Source organism: Niveispirillum fermenti, assembly GCF_052474395.1.
The window spans coordinates 959722-982316 of record NZ_CP156679.1 but is presented as its reverse complement, the minus strand read 5'-3'; the positions used below and the strand labels follow the sequence as shown (position 1 = coordinate 982316).

Sequence of the window (22595 nt, the reverse complement as noted above, 5' to 3'; positions counted from 1 at the left end):
AGATGAACGATTGGAGCTGGACCGACCCGGCCGTCCCCGACCGCGACAGGATCGTGCTGCGATATGTGCTGGAACGCTGGGCGGCGGAACGGCCGGACCAGACCTATGCGGTCTTTCCCGGCGGTGCGCGCTGGAGCTTCAGGGAGACGGCCGACCGTGCCCGGCGGTTCGCCACCGGGCTGGCCCGGCTGGGCGTGGGGCGCGGCGATCGGGTGATGTCCTGGCTGCCCAATGGTCCGGATGCGCTCTGCACCTGGTTCGGGGCCAACTGGCTGGGGGCCGTCTATACGCCCATCAACACGGCCTATAAGGGATCGTTGCTGCGCAATGCCATCGACATCGCCCGGCCCCGCGTCCTGGTCTGCCATTCCAGCCTGGCGCCGCGCCTGGCCGATGTGGGGCTGGACCCGGCGGTCAGGGTCGTGCTGATCGACGCGGTAGGGGATGAAGGCCCGCACCGGGGCCGGTCGAGCCTGGATGGCGACATCGATGAAGCTTTGCTGCGGCTGGCGACGCCGATCGAGCCGTGGGATGAGCAGGCCATCATCTACACCTCGGGCACCACCGGCCCGTCCAAGGGGGTGCTGAGTTCCTATTGCCATGGCGCCACGGCGGCACTGGCCGCGTTCGAGGATGTCGATGCAGAGGGGTTGCGCTATCTGATTACCCTGCCGCTGTTCCATGCCGGCGGCACCATTGGCACCATCGGCACGCTGCTGCTGGGCCGGTCCATCGCCCTGCCCGAACGGTTCGAGACGGCGCGGTTCTGGGACATGGTGCGGCAGACGGGGTCCACCTGCTGCACGCTGCTGGGCGCCATGGCCACCTTCCTGGTGAAGCAACCGCCGGATGCGGGTGACCGCGACCATGGTCTGCGCTGGGCCTATATCCTGCCGCATGGCACCGCCGCGCGGGATTTCGCGGCGCGGTTCGGCGTGGCAACCCGCACCTTGTTCAACATGACGGAGATTGCGGTTCCCATCCTGTCCCCCCTGAACCCGGCCGATGCCGAAAGCTGTGGCCGGGCGCGGGCCGGTGTGACCCTGCGGGTGGCCGACGCCCATGACCGGCCGGTGGCGGCGGGGGAGGTGGGGGAACTGCTGATCCGGCCGGACCGTCCCTGGTCGCTCTCGCACGGCTATGCCGACAACCCGACGGCGACGGCGTCGGCCTGGCGCAATGGCTGGTTCCACACGGGCGACCTGTTCCGCCAGTCGGACGACGGCGAGTTCTATTTCGTGGACCGGGCCAAGGATGCCATCCGCCGGCGGGGGGAGAACATCTCCTCCTACGAGGTGGAGCGCGAATGCCTGTCGCACGCGGCGGTGCGCGAGGCGGCGGCCTATGCGGTGGCCAGCGACTATGGCGAGGACGAGGTGATGGTGGCGCTGTCGCCGGCACCCGGCCATGCGATCGACCCGTTCGCGGTGATCGCCCATCTGCGCGACCGCATGCCCTATTACATGGTGCCGCGCTTCATTCGGGTCATGGCCGAACTGCCCAAGACGCCGACGGCCAAGATCCAGAAGCCCGACCTGCGGGCCGAGGGGCGCACGCCCGACACCTGGGACCGCGAGGCCCATGGGCTGATCATCAAGGGGGAGAGGATCGGTGGCTGAACGGCCCGTGATCGATATCTGTGCCGTGCATGGCGACCGGGAGGTGTGGGAAGCCTACCTGACCGGCTTCGCCCTTGCGGCACCCGACTATCTGCGGCGCTTCTCCGCCCCCCTGGCGCGGCGCGCCGGGGTGGAGGAGGGCGATTATCTGCGCCGTCTGGCGGCAGACCCGCTGGCGGCGGTCCATCATCTGATCGATGCCGGCACCGGCTTCGACATCGCCGACGAGACCTATATCGAGCGTCTGCGGGCGGCCGGTATCGGCCATCAGGTGCTGCACGGCTTTCCCTGGCGCGGGCGCGGCGGGGTGGATGCCAACCGGTCGATCGCGGCGCTGGCGGCCAAGGCGCCGGACCTGCTGACCGCCTGGACCGGCGTGTCGCTGCGGGCACCGGCCCAGGCGGCGCGCGAGATGGAAAGGGCGGCGGCGGAATGGAACATGCGCGGCGTCTCCGTCTCCCCCTTCTGGGAGGGTGTGTGCGCGTCGGACCGCAGCCTGGACCCGATCTATCGCACGGCCAGCCGGCTGGGCTTGCCGGTCTGGATCCATGCCGGGCAGAATTTCAACAATACGCTGCCCCTGGATATTTCTGATGTCCGGCATATCGACCGGGTGGCAGCCGCCTTTCCCGATCTGCGTATCGTGATCGGTCATGGCGGCTGGCCGTGGATGGCGGATAGCGTGGCCATCCTGCAAAGGCATGCCAACGTCTGTCTGGAATTTTCCAGCCACCGGCCCCGCTTCATGGCGCGTGCCGGATCGGGCTGGGAAGGGGTGCTGCTGCAGGCGGGCGGCGCCCTGCGGGGCCGGGTGATGTTCGGGTCCGCCTTCTGGGTGTCGCGGCTGGACGCGGCGGCCCTGGCGGCGGAGGTGGCGGACCTGCCCCTGCCGGACGGGGTGGCCGATGAATGGCTGCACGGCAATGCCGCGCGGCTGCTGGCCGGGGCCGGCCGGCCGCTTTGATTGACAGGGATGGCGCGGTGGCGGCGGGTGCGCGGATGCGCCTGCGGACCCTGGTGCCTGCCGATGGAGGATGTGAGATGGCAGAGGCTTATATCGTGGACGCGGTTCGCACGGCCGGCGGGCGGCGGGGCGGGCGTCTGAAGGACTGGCATCCCGCCGACCTGGGCGCCGCCGTTCTGGACGCGCTGGTGGACCGCACGGGCGTGGACCCCGCCGCCATCGATGATGTGATCATGGGCTGCGTCAGCCAGGTGGGGCAGCAGAGCTTCCATATCGGGCGCAATTGCGTCCTGGCGTCGAAGCTGCCGGCCAGCGTTCCGGCCGTCAATATCGACCGGCAATGCGGTTCCTCCCAGCAATCGGTGCATTTCGCGGCCCAGGCGGTGATGTCGGGCACGCAGGATCTGGTCATCGCGGCGGGCGTGGAATCCATGACGCGGGTGCCCATGCTGACGGCCACCACCCTGGCCGAGGCCCATGGCTATGGCTCCCCCTGGAGCGACAGCATCCGCGCGCGCTTTGGCGTTGACGCCTTCAGCCAGTTCACGGGGGCTGAGATGATGGCCGAACGCCACGGCATCGGCCGGGCGCAACTGGATGCGTTCGCCGTGGACAGCCATCGCAAGGCCGCACAGGCCACGGCGGCGGGGGCCTTCACGCGCGAGATCATCCCCCTTCCGGTCACCGGCCCCGACGGAACGGCCGAATTGCATGCCCGTGACGAAGGGGTGCGCGCCGATGCCAGCCTGGAAGGGGTGGCGGGGGTGAAGACCCTGACGCCGGGCGGCACGGTGACGGCCGCCAATGCCAGCCAGATTTGCGACGGGGCCGCCGGCTTGCTGATTGCCAGCGGCGCGGCGCTGAAGACGCATGGCCTGACGCCGCTGGCCCGCATCCGCCATCTCTGCGTCACGGCCGGCGATCCCGTCATCATGCTGGAGGAACCGATTCATGCCGCGCGCAAGGCGCTGCAGCGGGCCGGCCTGTCCATCGATGATATCGACCTGTTCGAGGTGAACGAGGCCTTTGCCGTGGTGCCGCTGGCCTGGCTGGCGGCGACGGGGGCCGACCCTGCCCGCCTGAACGTCAATGGCGGCTCCATCGCGCTTGGCCATCCGCTGGGCGCCACGGGGGCCAAGCTGATGGCCACGCTGGTCCATGCGCTTGCCGCGCGGAGCGGACGGCGGGGGCTGCTGACCATGTGCGAGGCGGGCGGTATCGCCAACGTCACCATCATCGAAGCGATGTGAGGATCAGACATGGAACTGAAGGACATCGCCGCCATCGTCACGGGCGGCGCCTCGGGACTGGGCGCGGCGACGGTGCGGCGGCTGGCGGCCGGCGGCGCCCGGGTGGCCATCCTGGACCTGAACGACGCGCTGGGCACCGATCTGGCCGCTGAGGTGGGGGGCGCCTATTTCAAGACAGACGTCACCGATGACGATGGTGTCGACGCCGCCCTGACGGCGGCGGAGGGGCTGCACGGCACGGCGCGCATCCTGGTCAACTGCGCCGGGATCGGGCCGCCCATCAAGACCGTGGACCGGCACGGCACGCCGCATCCGCTGGCGGATTTCCGGCGCATCATCGACATCAACCTTGTCGGCAGCTTCAACCTGCTGTCGAAGGCTGCGGCGCGGCTGGCCGGTGCCGATCCCATCGGGGAGGAGCGGGGCGTCATCATCAACACTGCGTCCGTCGCCGCCTTTGATGGACAGATGGGGCAGGTGGCCTATGCCGCGTCGAAGGGCGGCATCGTCGGGCTGACACTGCCGGCGGCGCGCGACCTGGCCCCACTGGCCATCCGCGTCGTGACCATCGCCCCCGGCCTGTTCCTGACGCCGCTGCTGGCCAGCCTGCCGGCGGCGGCACAGGAATCGCTGGGACGGCAGGTGCCGTTCCCGCCGCGCCTGGGCGATCCGGCCGAATATGCGCAGATGGTGGAAAGCATCATCCGCAACCCGATGCTGAACGGCGAGACGATCCGCCTGGACGGCGCCATCCGCATGGCACCCCGCTGAGCGGCAGGGAATGACAAGAACAGGGAGGAAACCCATGGACCGCGATTCCGCCATACCCGCCGCAGGGGATGCCGACGGCCACGGAACGCCCGGATACAGGGCACTGGTGCTTGCCATGCTGCTGCTGGTCTACATCTTCAACTTCATCGACCGCCAGATCCTGGGCATCCTGGCCGTGCCGGTGAAGGCCGAGTTGGGGTTGAGCGACACGCAGCTGGGGCTGCTGGGCGGTATCGCCTTCGCGCTGCTCTATTCCACGGCGGCGGTGCCGCTGGGCTGGCTGGCCGATCGGACCAGCCGTACCTGGGTGATCACCGGCGCCCTGGTCGTCTGGAGCGGTTTCACGGCGCTGTGCGGGGTGGCGCAGAATTTCTGGACGCTGTTCCTGTGCCGGCTGGGGGTGGGTGTGGGCGAGGCGGGGGGCGTGGCCCCGTCCTTCTCCCTGATCAGCAGCTATTTCCCGGCCCGGCAGCGGGCCCGGGCGCTGGCGGTCTATTCGCTGGGCATTCCCATCGGGTCGGCGCTGGGCGTGCTGTTCGGCGGCTATATCGCGGCGCATATCGACTGGCGGGCGGCCTTCATCGTGGTCGGTCTGGCCGGTGTCCTGCTGGCCCCCCTGTTCCGGCTGGTGGTGCGCGAACCACGCCAGCGCCAGGCGGCGACGGCTGTCGCCGCCGACCTGCGGCTGGGTCCCGTGCTGGCGACGCTGGCGCGCAAGCCCAGCTTCTGGCTGCTGGCCTTCGGGGCCGCGTCCAGTTCCATCGTGGGCTATGGGCTTGCCTTCTGGGTGCCATCCGTCCTGCAGCGCAGCTTCGGCCTGGACCTTGTCGGCACCTCGCAATTCCTGGGCGCCCTGCTGGCGGCGGGGGGCATCGCCGGCGTGATGCTGGGCGGCGTGCTGGGTGACAGGGTGGGGGCCGGGAACCGCCGGGCGCTCGCCCTGCTTCCCGCCCTGTCCTTCCTGGTCGCCGTGCCGCTTTTCACCATGGGCATCATGTCGCAGACCTTGTCGTGGGGCATGTTCCTGCTGATGCTGGTGCCCATGGCATTGGGTTATGTCTGGCTGGCGCCGGTCATCTCTGCCGTGCAGCATCTGGTGCATCCGCGCATGCGGGCGACGGCGGTGGCCAGTTTCCTGTTCATCAACAATCTGCTGGGTCCGGGGCTGGGCACCTTCATCCTGGGCTGGATGTCCGACCTGCTGCTGCCGCTTTATCCGCAGGACGGCCTGCGTTATGCCATGCTGTTGAGCCTTGGTTTCTACCTGCTGGCGGCCCTGCTGATGGCGCTGGCCGCGCGCACCCTGCCACGGGATTGGGTGGAATAGCGCCCAAGGGGCACAGACCATGAGTGGCGATTTTTTCGGAGAAAGGCTGGAAGGCGATGTAGCACCTGCTTATTGAAAAACATCCTCACTAAAATTTGCATGGACGTTATTCAGGATAGATTGTCCGCATGACCCTTGAGGTTCTGTCAAAAACCTTACATTAATGCGTGGTAAGCCGGTTCAGATCGGGTCTATGTAGGGTGGATCTTTTCCGGGGGCGAATGGTAATTATATTATTGCGATAGGTGCATGGTTGAAAAATTTTCGCACCAACGGAATTTTAGCCATTACAGTCCTGATCTCGGCTGTATCCGATCCGGCGATGGCGCAGGATGCTGGTCAGATATTGCGTGATGTGGAGCGTAATCTTCCACGCAACGAGCCAGCCGCTCCCTCTCTGCCTTCCCTTGCTCCCCCCGCACCGGAAGCCGAATTTCTGAAAGAGGGAGAGACGGTCCGCGTAACTGGTTTTCGAATTGTTTCGACCCTGATTCCGGAGCAGGAACTGCAGGCACAGTTGACGTCCTATATCGGGCGTGACTGCACCTTGGGCGATCTGCGTGAAGCGGCAGCGAAGATCGCCCGGTATTACAGCAAGCATGACTATCTCGCGCGGGCGGTGCTGCCCAGTCAGACGCTGGAGAATGGTATTGTCACCATCCAGGTGCTGGAAGCCCGCGTGGGTCGGGTGCTGATCGATCCCAGCAGCAATACCCGTCTGGACCCGGACCGGGCCGCCGCTTTCATCCATGCGCAGAATGCCGCCGGGGAGCCGCTGCGGCCGAGCGCGATTGCCGAGGGCGTGTCCAACCTGACGCAGATCCCCGGCATGCAAGCCCTGGGTGTGCTGGACGCGGGGGAGCAGGATGGCACGACCGATGTTCGCCTGAAACTGCTGGAACCCAAGCCGGTGAACACAACCCTGCTGGTCGATAACAGTTCGGTCCGCGAAATCGGTGATGTCCGTGCCCTGGGCATGATGACAGTATCGAACACACTTGGTGTCGGGGAACAGCTCGCACTGACCGGCCAGATCACCAAATCCTCCCGCTACATGCAGGTGTTGGTAGGCGCGCCGGTGATGGACGGCGCGTATTGGTTTGAAGCCATGGCTGGCGCCCTGCGGTACGAGGTCGACAGGAAGTATAATGCTGCGACGCCGAAGGGCGATGCGCAGACGGTGGCGTTGAATGTGCGCTGGCTGGGGCTGCGGACTTCGTCGGATCCGGTCAATTTTGCGCTGGGTGCCGAACATAAATGGACCAATGACCGGGTGGCCGGCCTGGAATCTTCCGATAATGGAGTGGCGGCGGTTACGTTTGCCGCCCATCGCCGCATGCGTGACGCCTGGATGGGCGGTGGGGCCTTTGTCCTGGATGGACAGGTGAAGGCGGGTTTTGTCGATTTGTCCGGAAACCGTACCAACAAGGAATTCGACAAGGCCACTGCCCGTACCCAGGGCTATTATGGCAAGGCCAACTTTTCGGTGGCGCGGTTTCAGAACCTGTGGACCGATGGTGATGCCCGCATCACGCTGTCGGCCCAGGTGGCCACGCGCAATCTGAACAGTGCCGAACAGTTCACCCTGGGGGGGATTGGCGGTGTGCGTGCCTATCCTGTCAATGTGGGCAATGGTGACCAGGGTGCCTTGCTGAATGTCGAGTTTGGCCACCGCGTCACCAATGATCTGCGCCTGTCGGTACACTGGGACGCTGGTGTCATCGAACAGCACAAGAACACCTGGGATGGGTGGCAGGATCTTTCCTCTCCACATAATCAGTATGTGTTGCAGGGGGTTGGCGCAGAGGTGCAATGGACGCCGTTCCGCAATGTTCAGGCGCGGGCCTCTGTTTCGCATCATGTCGGCAATGATGGCAGCCGGCGCGTAACCAGTGCGGACTTGGATAGCCGGCGGAGAGACCTGCGGGCCTGGGTTCAAATGGTCGTGACGGTGTAAGGAGCGGATGATGAAGACCGGCCCGGCCCCCCGCATCCGCCCCGTTCTGCGCTCCCGCCTGTTGCTCTGCACGGCCATGCTGTCAGTGGCACAGGCGCTTACGCTGCAGGCCATGGCCGGTTCTGCGGCGCCTGATGCGCTGCCCACGGGCGGACAGGTACAGTCCGGTGTCGCCAGCATCACCACGTCCGGCGCGGTGATGAATGTCCAGCAGACAACGGACAAGGCCATCATCAGTTGGCAGCAGTTCAATGTCGGCTCCGGCGCGTATGTGCATTTCCAGCAGCCCGATGCCCAGTCGATGACGCTGAACCGGGTGCGCGGTGCCGGACAATCATTCATCGACGGGATGATCACCGCCCCCGGCACGGTCATCCTGGTCAATCCCAACGGGGTCGTGTTCGGCAGTGGTGCCACGGTCGATGTGGGCGGCCTTGTCGCTTCTACCCTGGACATTGCCAATGAGGATTTCGAGAAGGGCCACCTTGCCTTCGGTCGGGGCGGCTCCGATGGCGCCATTGTCAACGAAGGCAGTCTGAAGGCGCGTGGGGGTTCCGTTGTTCTGCTGGCCTCGCAGATCACCAACCGTGGCCTGATCCGGGCGGAACTGGGATCGGTCATCCTGGCAGCAGGCGAGACGGTGACTCTGACGCCGGATGGCGGGGTCCCGCTGAAGGTCGAGGCATCGCTGCTGCGGGCGGAAATCGAGGCCGGTGGCATCATCCAGTCGACGGGTGGTGCCATCTATCTGACCGCGGAGGCATTGAACCGTGTCAATGCCGGTGTGATCAAGGCGACCGGCGTGATGGAAGCCACCGGCCTGTCCTCAAAGGGTGGCCAACTGGTGCTGGAGGGCAGCGGCCCCATCACTTTGCAGGGCGCCACGCTGACGGCCAGCGGCGCTGCGGGCGGCGGTACCGTCCTGGTCGGGCGGGCCGATACCGCCTCCGTCACCATGGATGCCCAAAGCCGCATCGATGCGTCCGCTACCGACACCGGCAAGGGGGGCACAGTCATCGTCAACAGCGAGGACACCCATGTACAGGGTGTACTGCTGGCCCGTGGCGGGGCGCTGTGGGGTGACGGTGGTTTTGTCGAGACGTCGGGCCATGAATTGGCGTTCGATGGGGTGCGGGTTGATGTCGGGGCGCCAAAGGGCAAGGGCGGTTCCTGGCTGCTGGACCCGTTTGATCTGACTGTTAACGCAGCCTATGCCGCGGCCATTCAATCGGCCCTGGCTATGGGCAGCGTGACGCTGCAGACCACCAATACCAGCGTGACCAGCACCGGAGTGGCAGCAGGCGGTACTACCAATGCCAGCGGTAATGGCGATATTTTTATCAATTCCGGTATTACCTGGACCTCGGCCAATTCCCTGACGCTGGACGCCTATCGTGGCGTCACTGTCAATGCCGCCATGTCCGGCAGCAGCCTGTCGGTTGTCACCAATAATGGTGGTACCGGCGGGCGCTTTGCCGCCAACGCCCCGGTGGATCTGACGACGGGCCTGGACATCAATGGTACCGCCTATACGATGATCACGTCGGCGGCGGACTTGGCAGCCATCAGTGCGACGGGTTCCTATGCCCTGGCCAGCAACCTGACGCTGTCCGGCGCCTGGACGCCCATCGGGTTTAACAGCACCGGCGCCAACGCCACGCCTACATTTGCCTTTGGGGGCACGCTGGAAGGGCTGGGCCACACAATCAGCGGGCTGACCCTGAGCCAGGCCGGCTGGTCCAATATCGGGCTGTTCAGTTCCGTCGGCAGTACCGGGTCGCTGGCCAATCTGGTGCTGACCGGCGCCACCATCAGTGGTGGGGTGCCGACGTCGGCCACGACGGCCTGGGGTTTCCTGTCCGGGCGGATGTCCGGCACCGTTTTCAACAGTTCCGTCAATGGTACCATATCGGGTTCCCGCCTTGTTGGCCTGGGGGGGCTGGTGGGTGTGCTGAATGGCGGCACCATCCTTAACAGCAACGCCACGATCACATCGGCAAACGGCTCCGGCATATCAGCCATGGGTGGTCTGGCCGGGCAGGCCACGGCCAATTCCTACATCAGCGACAGTTACGCCAATATCAGCTTCGTCCTTGGCGTGTCGAATGTGCGCGTCGGCGGGGTGGCGGGCGACGCCAATGTACTGACCGTACTTAATTCCTACTCCACCGGTACGATTACCGCCACCACCAGCACCAGCAGTTTGACGCAGTATATTGGCGGGCTGGTCGGGATCAACACCAACGGCACGATCGCCAACGCCAATTCAGCGGTCAATATCGGGCTCCAGAATGCGTCAACCCGCATTGGCGGCTTGGTCGGCAGCAGTTCAGGTCTTATCACCAACTCTTATGCGACGGGGAATATCACCCTTGGCGGCACCGGCAACCAGTATGTTGGTGGCTTGGTTGGCGTCAATTCCCAGACAACCGCCACCGTTGTCAGTGCCCGGGTTTTCAACAGCTATGCGACCGGCGATATCGCGGTTGGTAACCCGGCGGCAACTGTGGCCTCCGCGCAATATGTCGGGGGGCTTGCCGGGCATATGCAGAATGGCATTGTCAGCGGCAGCTTTGCCTCTGGCACCGTTTCGGTTGGTCGTTCCGCCACCTATGTCGGCGGGCTGGTCGGATCGGCAGAGGCCTTTAACCTGACTTCATCGTCGGTGCTGGGTAGCTTTGCCACCGGGCAGGTTATTGGGGGCTCCGTCTCCAGCAATGTCGGCGGGCTGATGGGGCGTGTCTTTGGCAGCATCCTCATCGGGGCCTATTCGACCGGCAGTGTGACGGCCGGCGTCGGGTCCACCGCTGTCGGCGGCCTGATCGGGCAAGTCGCCACCAGTGGTACGGTTTTAGCCACGGTTGCCAATGTCTGGTCCAGCAGCCCGGTGACGGCGGCCACCGGCGTTTCCGTGGGCGGTCTGGTCGGCCTCATGGCCAGCAGCACGGTGCTCAACGCCTATTGGGATACCAGCAGCTCTGGCCAGTTGAATGCCTATGGCACCAGTTCTGGCGGCAGCTTCTCCGCGACCGGGTTCAGCGGTGCGGCTGCCTTTGCCTCCGCTACCTACAGCAGTTTCGATTTCACGTCCGTTTGGTACCAGATCGAGGGTGCAACCCGGCCCTTCCTGCGGGCGCAGAATTGGACCACCATTGCCAATGCCCACCAGTTGCAGGCCATCGCCATCAACCCGTCTGGCACTTACGTCCTTGGTAAGAACATTACCATGGCGGAACTGGCCAGTGCCTCCAGCCTGTGGAACATGGCCACCGGCTTCGTACCCCTCAGCCTGTCCGGTTCGCTGGATGGTAATGGATATACCATCAGCGGCCTGACCATCAATCAGACCGCCTCGGGCAGCCTGGGCCTGTTCAGCACCATCGCCAGCACCGGCTCGGTTTCCAACCTGGCCCTGACCGGGGCATCGGTTTCCGGTGGTGGGAATAATCTCGGTCTGCTGGCCGGGGTGAACCAGGGTACCGTCAGCGGCGTGATGGCCAGCGGCACCGTTACCGCCCTGGGCAGCAGTATCAGCTATGTCGGCGGCCTGATCGGTTCCAATAGCGGCACGATCAGCGCCAGTTTGGTGACTGCCACCGTCAACGCCAGCAATAGATTGAGCTTTGCCGGCTTGTTGCTGGGGCATAATAGCGCGACGGGCCAGGTCCTGAGCAGCGGGGCGGTAGGCAGCCTTTTGGGCGGCAACAGCGTACTTGTCGTTGGCGGGTTGGTCGGTCTGAACGCCGGTAATGTCTCTGGCAGCACCGTGCTGGCCCGCATCCTGGTCGGCGACAATGCAAGTTCGGTTGGTGGCCTTGTTGGTACCAACCAAGGCACCATCAGTAGTAGCGATACCAATGGGACGGTGCAGGCGGGTAACGGTGCGATACAGGTTGCCGGTCTGGTGGGCACCAACAGTGGCGCCGTCAGCACATCATATGCCATCGGCTCCATCAGTGTCGGTTCTGCCGCGATGCATATCGGTGGTCTTCTGGGCGGCAATGGTGGAACTGTAACCAATTCCTATGCCAGTGCGTCCGTGCAGGCCGGCAATGGAGCAGAGCATGTCGGTGGGCTGGTCGGGTACAATGACGGCACGGTCATCCACGCTTATGCGCTGGGTGGTGTGTCGGTCAATGGCACGGGCACGAATGTCGCCGGGTTTGCCGGCACCAATGCCGGTACCATAACCAATGCCTATGCCGTTGGCAGCGTGGCGTCGGGGAGCGGCTCCAGCAATGTTGCCGGTTTTGCCGGGTTCAACAGCAGCCTCATTGCCACCGCATACTGGGACCGCTCCACCTCGGGTCAGACCGTTGGCTTTGGCGCGGAAGACGCCGCTTTCACAGCCATTGTCGGGTTCAGCGGAACCGCTGCCTTCAGCTCCGCGACCTATAACAGTTTTGATTTCACCAATAGTTGGTATCTGGTCGAAGGCTACACGCGCCCCATCCTGCGCGCGGAATACAGCACGACCATCGGCAATGCCCACCAGTTGCAACTGGTGAACCTGAACCTGTCCGCCAGCTATACACTGTCCCGTGATATTGACATGGGGGAGGTGCGCCGCGCATCGGGCGTGTGGAACACGGCCACGGGCTTCCTGCCGATCGGTTTCAGCGGCAGCGGTAGCAACGCCACGCCGGACAGCTTCACCGGCACCCTGGATGGCCAGGGCCACGCCATCAACAACCTCTATATCAACAATACCGGCATCAGCAATGTCGCCCTTTTTGCCTCGGTGGGCAGCGCTGGTGTGCTGACCAGTGTCGGTGTTTATGAGGGCACGGTTGTGGGCGGCGGCGGCAATGTCGCCCTGCTGGCCGCGACCAATGCCGGCACCATCCTCAGCGCCTATGCCACGGGTACATTGAGTGCGACCAGTGCCGCGCAATATGTCGGCGGGCTGGTTGGTGCCAATACCGGCACCATCAGCGTCGCTTATGCCACTGCCGGTGTTACGGCTGGGGCCAGCGCCACGGCTGTCGGCGGGCTTGTCGGCTATAATACCGGCTTCATCAGTACTGTCTTTGCCAGCGGCGAGGTGTCGGCCGGGTCTGGAGCGGTAGGGGCCTTTGTCGGTGACAATGCCGGCACCATCGCCAATATCTATTGGGACAGCAGCACCAGCGGCCAGACGGTGGGGGCAGGCGGCGGTACCGGCAGCTTTGCCGGCACCGATGTCAGCGGCACTGCCGCCTATGCCACGGCCACCTATAGCGGGTTGGACCTGACCAATACCTGGTACATGGTCAATGGCTATACGCGGCCCATGCTGCGGATGGAATATTCCAAGACCATCAGCAATGCCCATCAGTTGCAGCTGATCAATCTGGACCCGACGGCGCAGTATCAGATCATCGCCGACATCACGATGAGTGAACTGACGCGCCCCGGCAGCCTGTGGTCGTCCAAGGGGTGGGTGCCGCTCGGGTTCAATACGGCGAACGCCAACAATTCGCCCACCTTCTTCAATGGGGTGCTGAATGGTTGGGGCCGCACCATTTCCGGCCTGACCATCGCCAATGCCGACTACAATAACGCGGGGCTGATTTCTTATATCGGGACCACCGGTGTAGTTTCCAGCCTCACCCTCAGCAATGTTTCCATCAGCAGTGCCGGTTCCAACCAGAATATCGGGGCGCTGGCTGGCAATAATGCGGGCACGGTGACCAATGTCTTCGTGTCCGGTGCGCTTGACCTTGGGGCTAACAATAATGCTGTCGGTGGCCTTCTTGGCATGAACGTTGGCCGCGTTGTCAACAGCGCCGCCAATGTCAGCCTGCGTTCCGGGCAGACTGCATCCAATGTCGGTGCGTTGATTGGTCAGAATATCGGCTCGCTCTCCAACGTTTATGCCTCCGGCTCTATTGTCGTCGATCTAAATTCCTCGAACGTTGGTGGGCTGGTTGGTTTCAATAGCGGTGGAACCATCGTCAAGGCTTACAGCACAGCCAGCATCAATGCCGCACCGAACGGTACCGCCATCGGTGGTCTGGCCGGTAATAATACAGGGTTGATTTCCGCAACCTATGCGGCCAACAGCATCAGCGCGCTGGCGGGCACAGGCGTTGCTGGTCTGGTGGGTGGTGGCAGCGGAAGCGGTACGGTCATTGATAGTTTCTGGGATGTCACGAAGTCTGGCCTGACGGCGGGCGTCAGCAACAGCAATATATCCGGCACGGTCACGGGCCTTTCCACATCTGAATGGTTCAGCAACGGCCCGCTGGCGCAGTCGGTCTTCAGCAGCAATGACTGGGTGCAGGGCTATCCCTATCCGATCTTGAAGGCGCTGCCCTACATCACGCTCACCGGTTCGGGCGCCGGTACCTATGGTCAGGCTCCGGGTTCTGTCAGTGTTGTTAGCGCGATTGACCAAAATGGAAACAGCATTACCAGTGGCATTTCCACGGTGGGGCTTACCTGGGCGCCGGCTTCTGGTAATACTTCGGTTGGTACTGCCGTTATGGGCGGCTCTGGCGCCACCTATTCAGGCGGGCTTTATCAGTTCGCCTATAACGGGAACCTGACCATCACGCCTGCCGCGCTGACGATCACGGCCAGCGGCGTGACCAAGACCTATGGCACCAGCGTCAGCGTTACTGCATATACAGCCTCCGGTCTGGTGACGGGTGACAGCATCGCCTCTGTTATTCTGACCCCCAGCGGGGGAACCGATGCTACAGCCGGCGTCGGCACTTACACGATCGATGCTTCCGGTGCGACGGGCACGGGTCTTTCAAACTATTCAATCACCTATGCCAATGGCACATTGGTAGTCGATCCGGCAGCTTTGACGATCACAGCCACTGGTGCAACGAAGACCTACGGCAATTCGATCAACCTGACGGGCTTCACCAGCTCTGGTCTGGTAAATGGCGACAGTCTCAGCGGTGTTAGCATCACTTCTGGTGGTTCCGGCACGCTGGCCAATGCCGGCAGCTACAGCATCGTGGCGTCGGGCGCGGTTGGCACGGGTCTGTCTAACTACTCGATCACCTATGCTGACGGTACGCTTGTGGTGAACCCTGCGGCACTCGTGATCACGGCAAGTGGCGCGACGAAGACCTACGGCAATTCGATCAACCTGACGGGCTTCACCAGTTCTGGCCTGCTCAACGGTGACAGCATCAGCGCCGTCAGCCTCACCTCTGGTGGTTCTGGCACGATTGCGACTGTCGGCAGCTATTCCATTGTGGCCAGTGGCGCGACAGGTACTGGCGTATCGAACTATTCGATCACCTATGCAGACGGTACGCTTGTGGTGAACCCGGCGTCGTTGACGATCACGGCGTCGGGAGCGACCAAGACCTATGGCAGCAGCGCGAACCTGACGGGCTTCACCAGCAGCGGCCTGGTGAACAGTGACAGTATCAGCGGCGTCAGCCTGACCTCTGCCGGCAGCGGCACGTTGGCGAATGCCGGCAGCTATTCCATCGTGGCGGCCGGTGCGTCCGGCACGGGCCTGTCGAACTATTCGATCACCTATGCCGAGGGGACGCTGACGGTGAACCCGGCGTCGTTGACGATCACGGCGTCGGGAGCGACCAAGACCTATGGCAGCAGCGCGAACCTGACGGGCTTCACCAGCAGCGGCCTGGTGAACAGTGACAGCATCAGCGGCGTCAGCCTGACCTCTGCCGGCAGCGGCACGTTGGCCAATGCCGGCAGCTATTCCATCGTGGCGGCCGGTGCGTCCGGCACGGGCCTGTCAAACTATTCGATCACCTATGCCGAGGGGACGCTGACGGTGAACCCGGCGTCGTTGACGATCACGGCGTCGGGAGCGACCAAGACCTATGGCGGCAGCGCCAGCCTGACCGGCTACACCAGCGCCGGTCTGGTCAATGGCGATGTGATCAGCGGCGTCAGCCTGTCTTCCAGCGGTGCCGGCACGTTGGCGAATGCCGGCAGCTATTCCATCGTGGCGGCCGGTGCGTCCGGCACGGGCCTGTCGAACTATTCGATCACCTATGCCGAGGGGACGCTGACCGTCAACCCGGCGTCGTTGACGATCACGGCGTCGGGAGCGACCAAGACCTATGGCAGCAGCGCGAACCTGACGGGCTTCACCAGCAGCGGCCTGGTGAACAGTGACAGTATCGGCGGCGTCAGCCTGACCTCTGCCGGCAGCGGCACGTTGGCGAATGCCGGCAGCTATTCCATCGTGGCGGCCGGTGCGTCCGGCACGGGCCTGTCGAACTATTCGATCACCTATGCCGAGGGGACGCTGACGGTGAACCCGGCGTCGTTGACGATCACGGCGTCGGGAGCGACCAAGACCTACGGCAGCAGCGCGAACCTGACGGGCTTCACCAGCAGCGGCCTGGTGAACAGTGACAGTATCAGCGGCGTCAGCCTGACCTCTGCCGGCAGCGGCACGTTGGCGAATGCCGGCAGCTATTCCATCGTGGCGGCCGGTGCGTCTGGCACGGGCCTGTCGAACTATTCGATCACCTATGCCGAGGGGACGCTGACGGTGAACCCGGCGTCGTTGACGATCACGGCGTCGGGAGCGACCAAGACCTACGGCAGCAGCGCGAACCTGACGGGCTTCACCAGCAGCGGCCTGGTGAACAGTGACAGCATCAGCGGCGTCAGCCTGACCTCTGCCGGCAGCGGCACGTTGGCCAATGCCGGCAGCTATTCCATCGTGGCGGCCGGTGCGTCCGGCACGGGCCTGTCAAACTATTCGATCACCTATGCCGAGGGGACGCTGACGGTGAACCCGGCGTCGTTGACGATCACGGCGTCGGGAGCGACCAAGACCTATGGCGGCAGCGCCAGCCTGACCGGCTACACCAGCGCCGGTCTGGTCAATGGCGATGTGATCAGCGGCGTCAGCCTGTCTTCCAGCGGTGCCGGCACGTTGGCGAATGCCGGCAGCTATTCCATCGTGGCGGCCGGTGCGTCTGGCACGGGCCTGTCGAACTATTCGATCACCTATGTTGACGGTACCCTGACAGTGAACCCGGCCCCGTTGACGATCACGGCGTCGGGAGCGACCAAGACCTATGGCGGCAGCGCCAACCTGACCGGCTACACCAGCGCCGGTCTGGTCAATGGCGATGTGATCAGCGGCGTCAGCCTGTCTTCCAGCGGTGCCGGCACGTTGGCGAATGCCGGCAGCTATTCCATCGTGGCGGCCGGTGCGTCCGGCACGGGCCTGTCGAACTATTCGATCACCTATGTTGACGGTACCCTGACAGTGAACCCGGCGTCGCTGACGATCACGGCGTCGGGAGCGACCAAGACCTATGGCGGCAGCGCCAACCTGACCGGCTTCACCAGCAGCGGCCTGGTGAACAGTGACAGCATCAGCAGCGTCAGCCTGACCTCCACCGGCAGCGGTACGGCGGCGAGTGTGGGCAGCTACACGATAAGTGCGGCCGATGCGTCCGGCACGGGCCTGTCGAACTATTCGATCACCTATGCCGAGGGGACGCTGACCGTCAACCCGGCGTCGTTGACGATCACGGCGTCGGGAGCGACCAAGACCTATGGCGGCAGCGCCAACCTGACCGGCTTCACCAGCAGTGGCCTGGTGAACAGTGACAGCATCAGCAGCGTCAGCCTGACCTCCACCGGCAGCGGTACGGCGGCGAGTGTGGGCAGCTACACGATCAGTGCGGCCGATGCGTCCGGCACGGGCCTGTCGAACTATTCGATCACCTATGTTGACGGTACCCTGACCGTCAACCCGGCGGCCCTGACCATCACCGCCAGCGATGCGACCAAGACCTATGGTGACGGCATCAACCTGATAGGCTTCACCAGTAACGGTCTGCTGAATGGTGACAGTGTCGACGGATTGACTTTGTCTTCCGTCGGTTCCGACGTCACCACCAATGTCGGCAGCTATACGATCACCGCGTCCGGTGCTTCCGGCGACGCGATGGCAAATTACTCTATCACCTATGTCGACGGCACCCTGGCCGTCACGGCCAAGGCGCTGACGGTGACGGCGGCCAATGCCACCATGGTCTATGGCAGTGGTATTGCCTTGACCGGCTATGCCGTTGATGGCCTGATCAATGGCGATAGGATCACCGGTGTTTCCCTGAGCAGCGACGGGGAGATGGGGCGTGCCGGGGCTGGCACGTTTGCCATTAACGCTTCGGCGGCTACGGGTGAAGGCCTTTCGAATTACGCCATTACCTATGCCAGCGGCACATTGACGGTTGAGCGGGCGGAACTGACCATCACGGCTTCCAATCAGGTGAAGGCCTATGGCCAGGAGCTGGCGCTGACGGGCTTCACTGCTTCGGGTCTGGTCAATGGCGATACGATCTCTGCGGTCGCGCTGTCCAGCGACGGCGCTGCGGCGAATGCCGTGCTGGGTGTCTATTCGGTCAGGGCCAGCGGGGCCACGGGCACCGGTCTCAACAATTACAATATCAGCTACGCTGACGGGTCGCTGACTGTCGGCAAGGCGGTGCTGACCATCACCGCAACCAACGCCAGCAAGGTTTATGGCGGCAGCACAAGCCTGTCCGGTTTCTCCGTATCCGGCCTGCTGGGCGGGGATAGTGTCAGTTCGGTCACGCTGTCCAGTGCGGGTCTTGATGCCACGGCCGCGGTCGGCACCTATGTCGTCACGGCCAACGGGGTCAGTGGCACGGGCCTCGACAATTATGCCGTATCCTATGTCAATGGGTCACTGACCGTGACGCCGGCTCCCCTGACCGTGACGGCCGGCAATGCCAGCAAGGTTTATGGCAGCACGCCCGGTCTGACCGGCTTTAGCGTCGCCGGGCTGCTGAACAATGACAGCATCGCGGCAGTCAGCCTGTCCAGCGCCGGTGTTGACGCCACCGCCGCCGTTGGCACCTATGCTGTCCGGGCCAGTGGGGCCAGCGGGTCCGGCGTCGGCAACTACACCATCACCTATGTCGATGGGCAGATGACGGTGACGCCCGCCTCGTTGACCATCACCGCGGATAGTACCTCCAAGATTTACGGCACCAGCGCCAGTCTCAGCAATTTCACCAGCAGCGGCCTGCTGAATGGTGACCGGGTCGACAATGTCGCCCTGTCCAGCAGCGGCGCCGATGCCGGGGCCACGATCGGGACCTACCGGATTTCCGCCTCCGGGGCATCGGGTTCGGGTCTGGATAATTACACCATCACCTATCTGGACGGTAATCTGACGGTCGACAAGGCGACGCTGACGGTCACTGCCAATGATGCAAGCCGCACCTATGGCACACGTGGGGACGGCTTGGCCGGGTTCAGCACGTCCGGTCTGGTCAATGGTGATCAGGTGACAGGTGTCAGCCTCACAGGGCCGGCGATTGATGTCACCACGCCTGTCGGCCGCTATGACATCACCGTGTCTGACGCGACCGGCACGGGTCTGGGCAACTACACCATCCTTTATGCCAGCGGCAGCATGACCGTCACACCCGCAACCTTGACCATCACCATGGCGAACGTTGTCAAAACCTATGGCCAGACGGTGGATCTGTCAGGGTACAGCGTCGCGGGTCTGGTCAACAGCGACGCTGTCACAGGCGTCAGCCTGTCCAGCGCCGGTACGGTCGCCACAGCATCAGCCGGAACCTATGCCATCAATGGCGGGGGGGCCAGCGGCACCGGCCTGGACAACTATACTGTCAACTATGTCCCCGGAACGCTGGCCGTCAACCGTGCCCCGCTGACTGTTACTGCCGGCAATGGCAGCAAAGTCTACGGTCAGACAGCCGGCCTTACAGGCTTCACCGCTGCCGGTCTGGTGAATGGGGACAGCGTGACGGGTGTCAGCCTGTCCAGTGCCGGCAGTGCGGCGACGGCATCGGTAGGCACCTATGGTGTGACGGTGTCGGCGGCTGCCGGGACGGGTCTGTCCAACTACACCATCACCTATGCCAACGGCACCCTGTCCGTGACGCCGGCAGCACTGACCATTACGGCAAGCGCCGCTACCAAGACCTATGGTGACAGCCTGTCTCTGACGGGCTTTACCAGCAATGGCCTGGTCAACGGCGACACGGTGGGCACCGTGATCCTGACGTCCAGCGGCACGGCAAACACGGCCGCTGTCGGCGCCTATACCGTTACCGCATCGGGTGCCGACGGTATCGGTCTGTCCAACTACACGATCATCTATGCCAATGGCATCTTGACGGTGAACCCGGCCGCCCTGACCGTCATGGCAGGAAATGCCAGCAAGGTGGCCGGGACCGCTCTGGTGCTGTCTGCCTTCACGACCAGTGGTCTTCTGAATGGTGACAGCGTGCAGCAGGTGACCCTTGACAGCCCTGGCGCACCGGCGGCAGCGGTGGCCGGCAGTTACGTCATCACCGCTGCCAATGCCACCGGCACGGGACTGGGCAACTACGTGATCCAGTATCAGACTGGTACCCTGACCGTCACGGCACCGGCCCCCGTTCTGACGGCCAGCACGGTTCAGCGTCAGGTGGTGGCGGCCATTGTGCCGACTGCCAGTCTTGCGGCCCCCACCACCAGTGTCGCGCCGACCAGCACGGCAACGACAGCAAGTACCACATCGACAAGTTCAACCAGTTCGGCGTCCAACTCTTCTTCCTCTTCCCCGACGTCCACCTCGTCGTCCGGTGGAACCTCGGTGGAAGCAACGGGCACGACCGGCGGATCCACCGCGACCGGCCAGAACCTGCCAATCGCGGTGGCTGGATCGGAAGGCGGCGGTGTATATGAACAACTGCAAATGACCTCCGACCCCATCAAAGGCGCTGAACAAGATGAGCGTAAGTAACAATGTCGACTTCTCCATCCCTGTGGTGGAGCGTGCCGGCGCGGTGTTGATGGAGATCGGGCGTCGGGTGCCGGCATTTGCCCAGGGTTTGCACCTGCAATCCGCGGGCAAGCTGCCAGAGGCGCGCAACATCTTTCTGCAATTGACCGAGCGGCCGGAACTGACGGCCCCCAGCCTGCACCAGTTGGGCGTGATCGCCGCGTTTGAAGGCGACAATATACGCGCCGCCGGCCTGTTCGAACATGCGTTGAAGCTGGAGCCTGAAGAACCGCTTTATTACTGCTCGCTTGGCACGGTGTTCGAGCGGATTGGGGATATGCCGCGTGCCGCAGCGGCGATGGTCAATCTGGCCGTGATGCTGCAGACCAAAGGCCGCCATGCCGACGCAATTCCGCTTTATCACCGTGTCCTGCATCTGTCGCCGCTGAATTACTCGGCCTGGGTCAATATGGGGACCGGGCTGGCGTGGATGGAGCAGTCGCGTGAGGCCATTGTTCCCCTGATCATCGGGGTCATCCTGTTCGGCCGTGTGCTGCCGGAAGCGCGCGACCTTGGCAACCAGCTTGTGGACGAAATGGGCGACAGGCTGCCCGAACTGACAGCAGCCCTGGCCCAGTTGCCGGACGGCATGCCCGATGGAAGGCTGGAGCGGCTGGAGGAGGTGTTGCAGACGCTGGACAAGGCGCTACGCACGGCCGGGTTCATCGATGCCACCGTCATGGCGCTCAACGTGGCGCTGAAACTGGCGCCCGGCAATGCGCTGGCCCGCTGGAACCATTCACTGGCCTGTCTGGCCCGGGGCGATTTCGCCACCGGCTGGGCGGATTACGAATGGCGCTGGGTCTGGGATCAATTCCCGGAACCGCGCCGTCTGTTGTCCGCCCCCCGCTGGCAGGGGGAGACGCTGGAGGGCAAACGTGTCTATGTCTGGGGTGAGCAGGGGTTCGGTGACATTCTGCAATTCACACCCCTGGCCCGCATCCTGAAGGAACGCCATGGCCTGGCCGAGGTGATCCTGGAAGTGTCGGCCCCGCTGGTCCGTCTGATATCGTCGGTTCTGGAGGGGCCGGGCTTCCGTGTCGTGTCGCGCCCGGACAATCCGCATCAGTTCAGCATTGATGATACACCCGACTATCATGTGCCGCTGCTCAGCCTGCCGCATATGCTGTCGCTTCGGGTTCCGGATCTGCCGCTGCTGCCCGGCTGGCTGACCCTGCCAGCGGCGGAGGTGGCGCGCGGTGCCTCATTGTTGCCGCCACGTCAGGAGGGCAAGCGCCGGATTGGCGTGGTCTGGGCCGGCCGGCCACAGCATTCGGAAGATGCGCGCCGGTCCTTGCCGCTGTCGCTGCTGGGGTCCATTCTGGATGCCGTGCCGGATGCACAATGGATCTCTTTGCAGGTAGGTCCGCGGGCGGCCGACTGTCTGGCCTTCAAGGGAAGGCTGCATGACATGAGCCCGGTTCTGCAGGACTTCATCGACACGGCAGCGGTGATTGCCAATCTGGATCATGTGGTGGCCGTGGATACAGGTGTCGGCCATCTGGCCGGGTCCATGGGTACGCCTGTGTCACTGCTGCTGGCACATTCGGTTGACTGGCGCTGGGGCATCGGGGGGGAGCGCTCTCCCTGGTACCCTAATCATCGTGTCCACCGGCAGGCAGCATTGGGCGATTGGAAAAGCGTGATCACCGCCCTGCGCGAAGAACACGCCGCACCAATCACTGGTGACGAACCAAACCTGGCCCCCCGGCGCAGGAAGTCCGGCAACGCGGCTGACAAGTGATCGATGGCAGGGTGACTGCGGGTTCCTATGCCCTCCCGTAGCTACCACCACCCCCGTGTTTCGATGACTGATGCCAGATCCCGGTGAGAGCAACTCACCGGGATCTGGTCCGGCGGCGACCACCGCCGGTTTGTCCTGACCGGAAGGCCGGAGACTTTCGTTTTCATCAAGAGTTGGCGCCGCGTGCG

General features: G+C 64.0%; 8 protein-coding genes. All 8 read left to right on the top strand.

The annotated features are described in order from the left end of the window. Window positions 1-2: 2 nt before the first annotated feature. On the top strand, window positions 3-1619 hold the full coding sequence (locus ABC728_RS08490) for an AMP-binding protein (RefSeq protein ID WP_416622046.1): 1617 nt from the start codon (window positions 3-5) through the stop codon (window positions 1617-1619). Beyond that, the gene (locus ABC728_RS08485; protein WP_416622047.1) at window positions 1612-2583 is read left to right on the top strand and encodes an amidohydrolase family protein; all 972 of its coding nucleotides are present in this window, start codon (window positions 1612-1614) and stop codon (window positions 2581-2583) included. The genes ABC728_RS08490 and ABC728_RS08485 overlap by 8 nt, the downstream gene beginning before the upstream one ends. A 77-nt stretch (window positions 2584-2660) precedes the next feature. Next, a complete protein-coding gene (locus ABC728_RS08480) occupies window positions 2661-3833 on the top strand; it encodes an acetyl-CoA C-acetyltransferase (RefSeq protein ID WP_416622048.1) in 1173 nt (390 codons plus the stop codon). A 9-nt stretch (window positions 3834-3842) separates the two neighbouring features. Continuing rightward, window positions 3843-4604: an SDR family NAD(P)-dependent oxidoreductase gene (locus ABC728_RS08475; RefSeq protein WP_416622049.1), complete on the top strand. Its 762-nt coding sequence runs from the start codon at window positions 3843-3845 to the stop codon at window positions 4602-4604. 34 nt (window positions 4605-4638) lie between these two features. Continuing rightward, a complete protein-coding gene (locus ABC728_RS08470) occupies window positions 4639-5931 on the top strand; it encodes a spinster family MFS transporter (protein ID WP_416622050.1) in 1293 nt (430 codons plus the stop codon). Between the two features lie 253 nt (window positions 5932-6184). Continuing rightward, complete coding sequence (locus tag ABC728_RS08465) at window positions 6185-7888, top strand: ShlB/FhaC/HecB family hemolysin secretion/activation protein (RefSeq protein WP_416622051.1); 1704 nt, start codon at window positions 6185-6187, stop codon at window positions 7886-7888. A 7-nt stretch (window positions 7889-7895) separates the two neighbouring features. Continuing rightward, window positions 7896-20624, top strand: coding sequence for an MBG domain-containing protein (locus ABC728_RS08460; RefSeq protein WP_445376346.1), 12729 nt, complete (start codon window positions 7896-7898; stop codon window positions 20622-20624). Then, window positions 20611-22407, top strand: coding sequence for a tetratricopeptide repeat protein (locus ABC728_RS08455; protein WP_416621189.1), 1797 nt, complete (start codon window positions 20611-20613; stop codon window positions 22405-22407). The genes ABC728_RS08460 and ABC728_RS08455 overlap by 14 nt, the downstream gene beginning before the upstream one ends. Window positions 22408-22595: the final 188 nt, after the last annotated feature.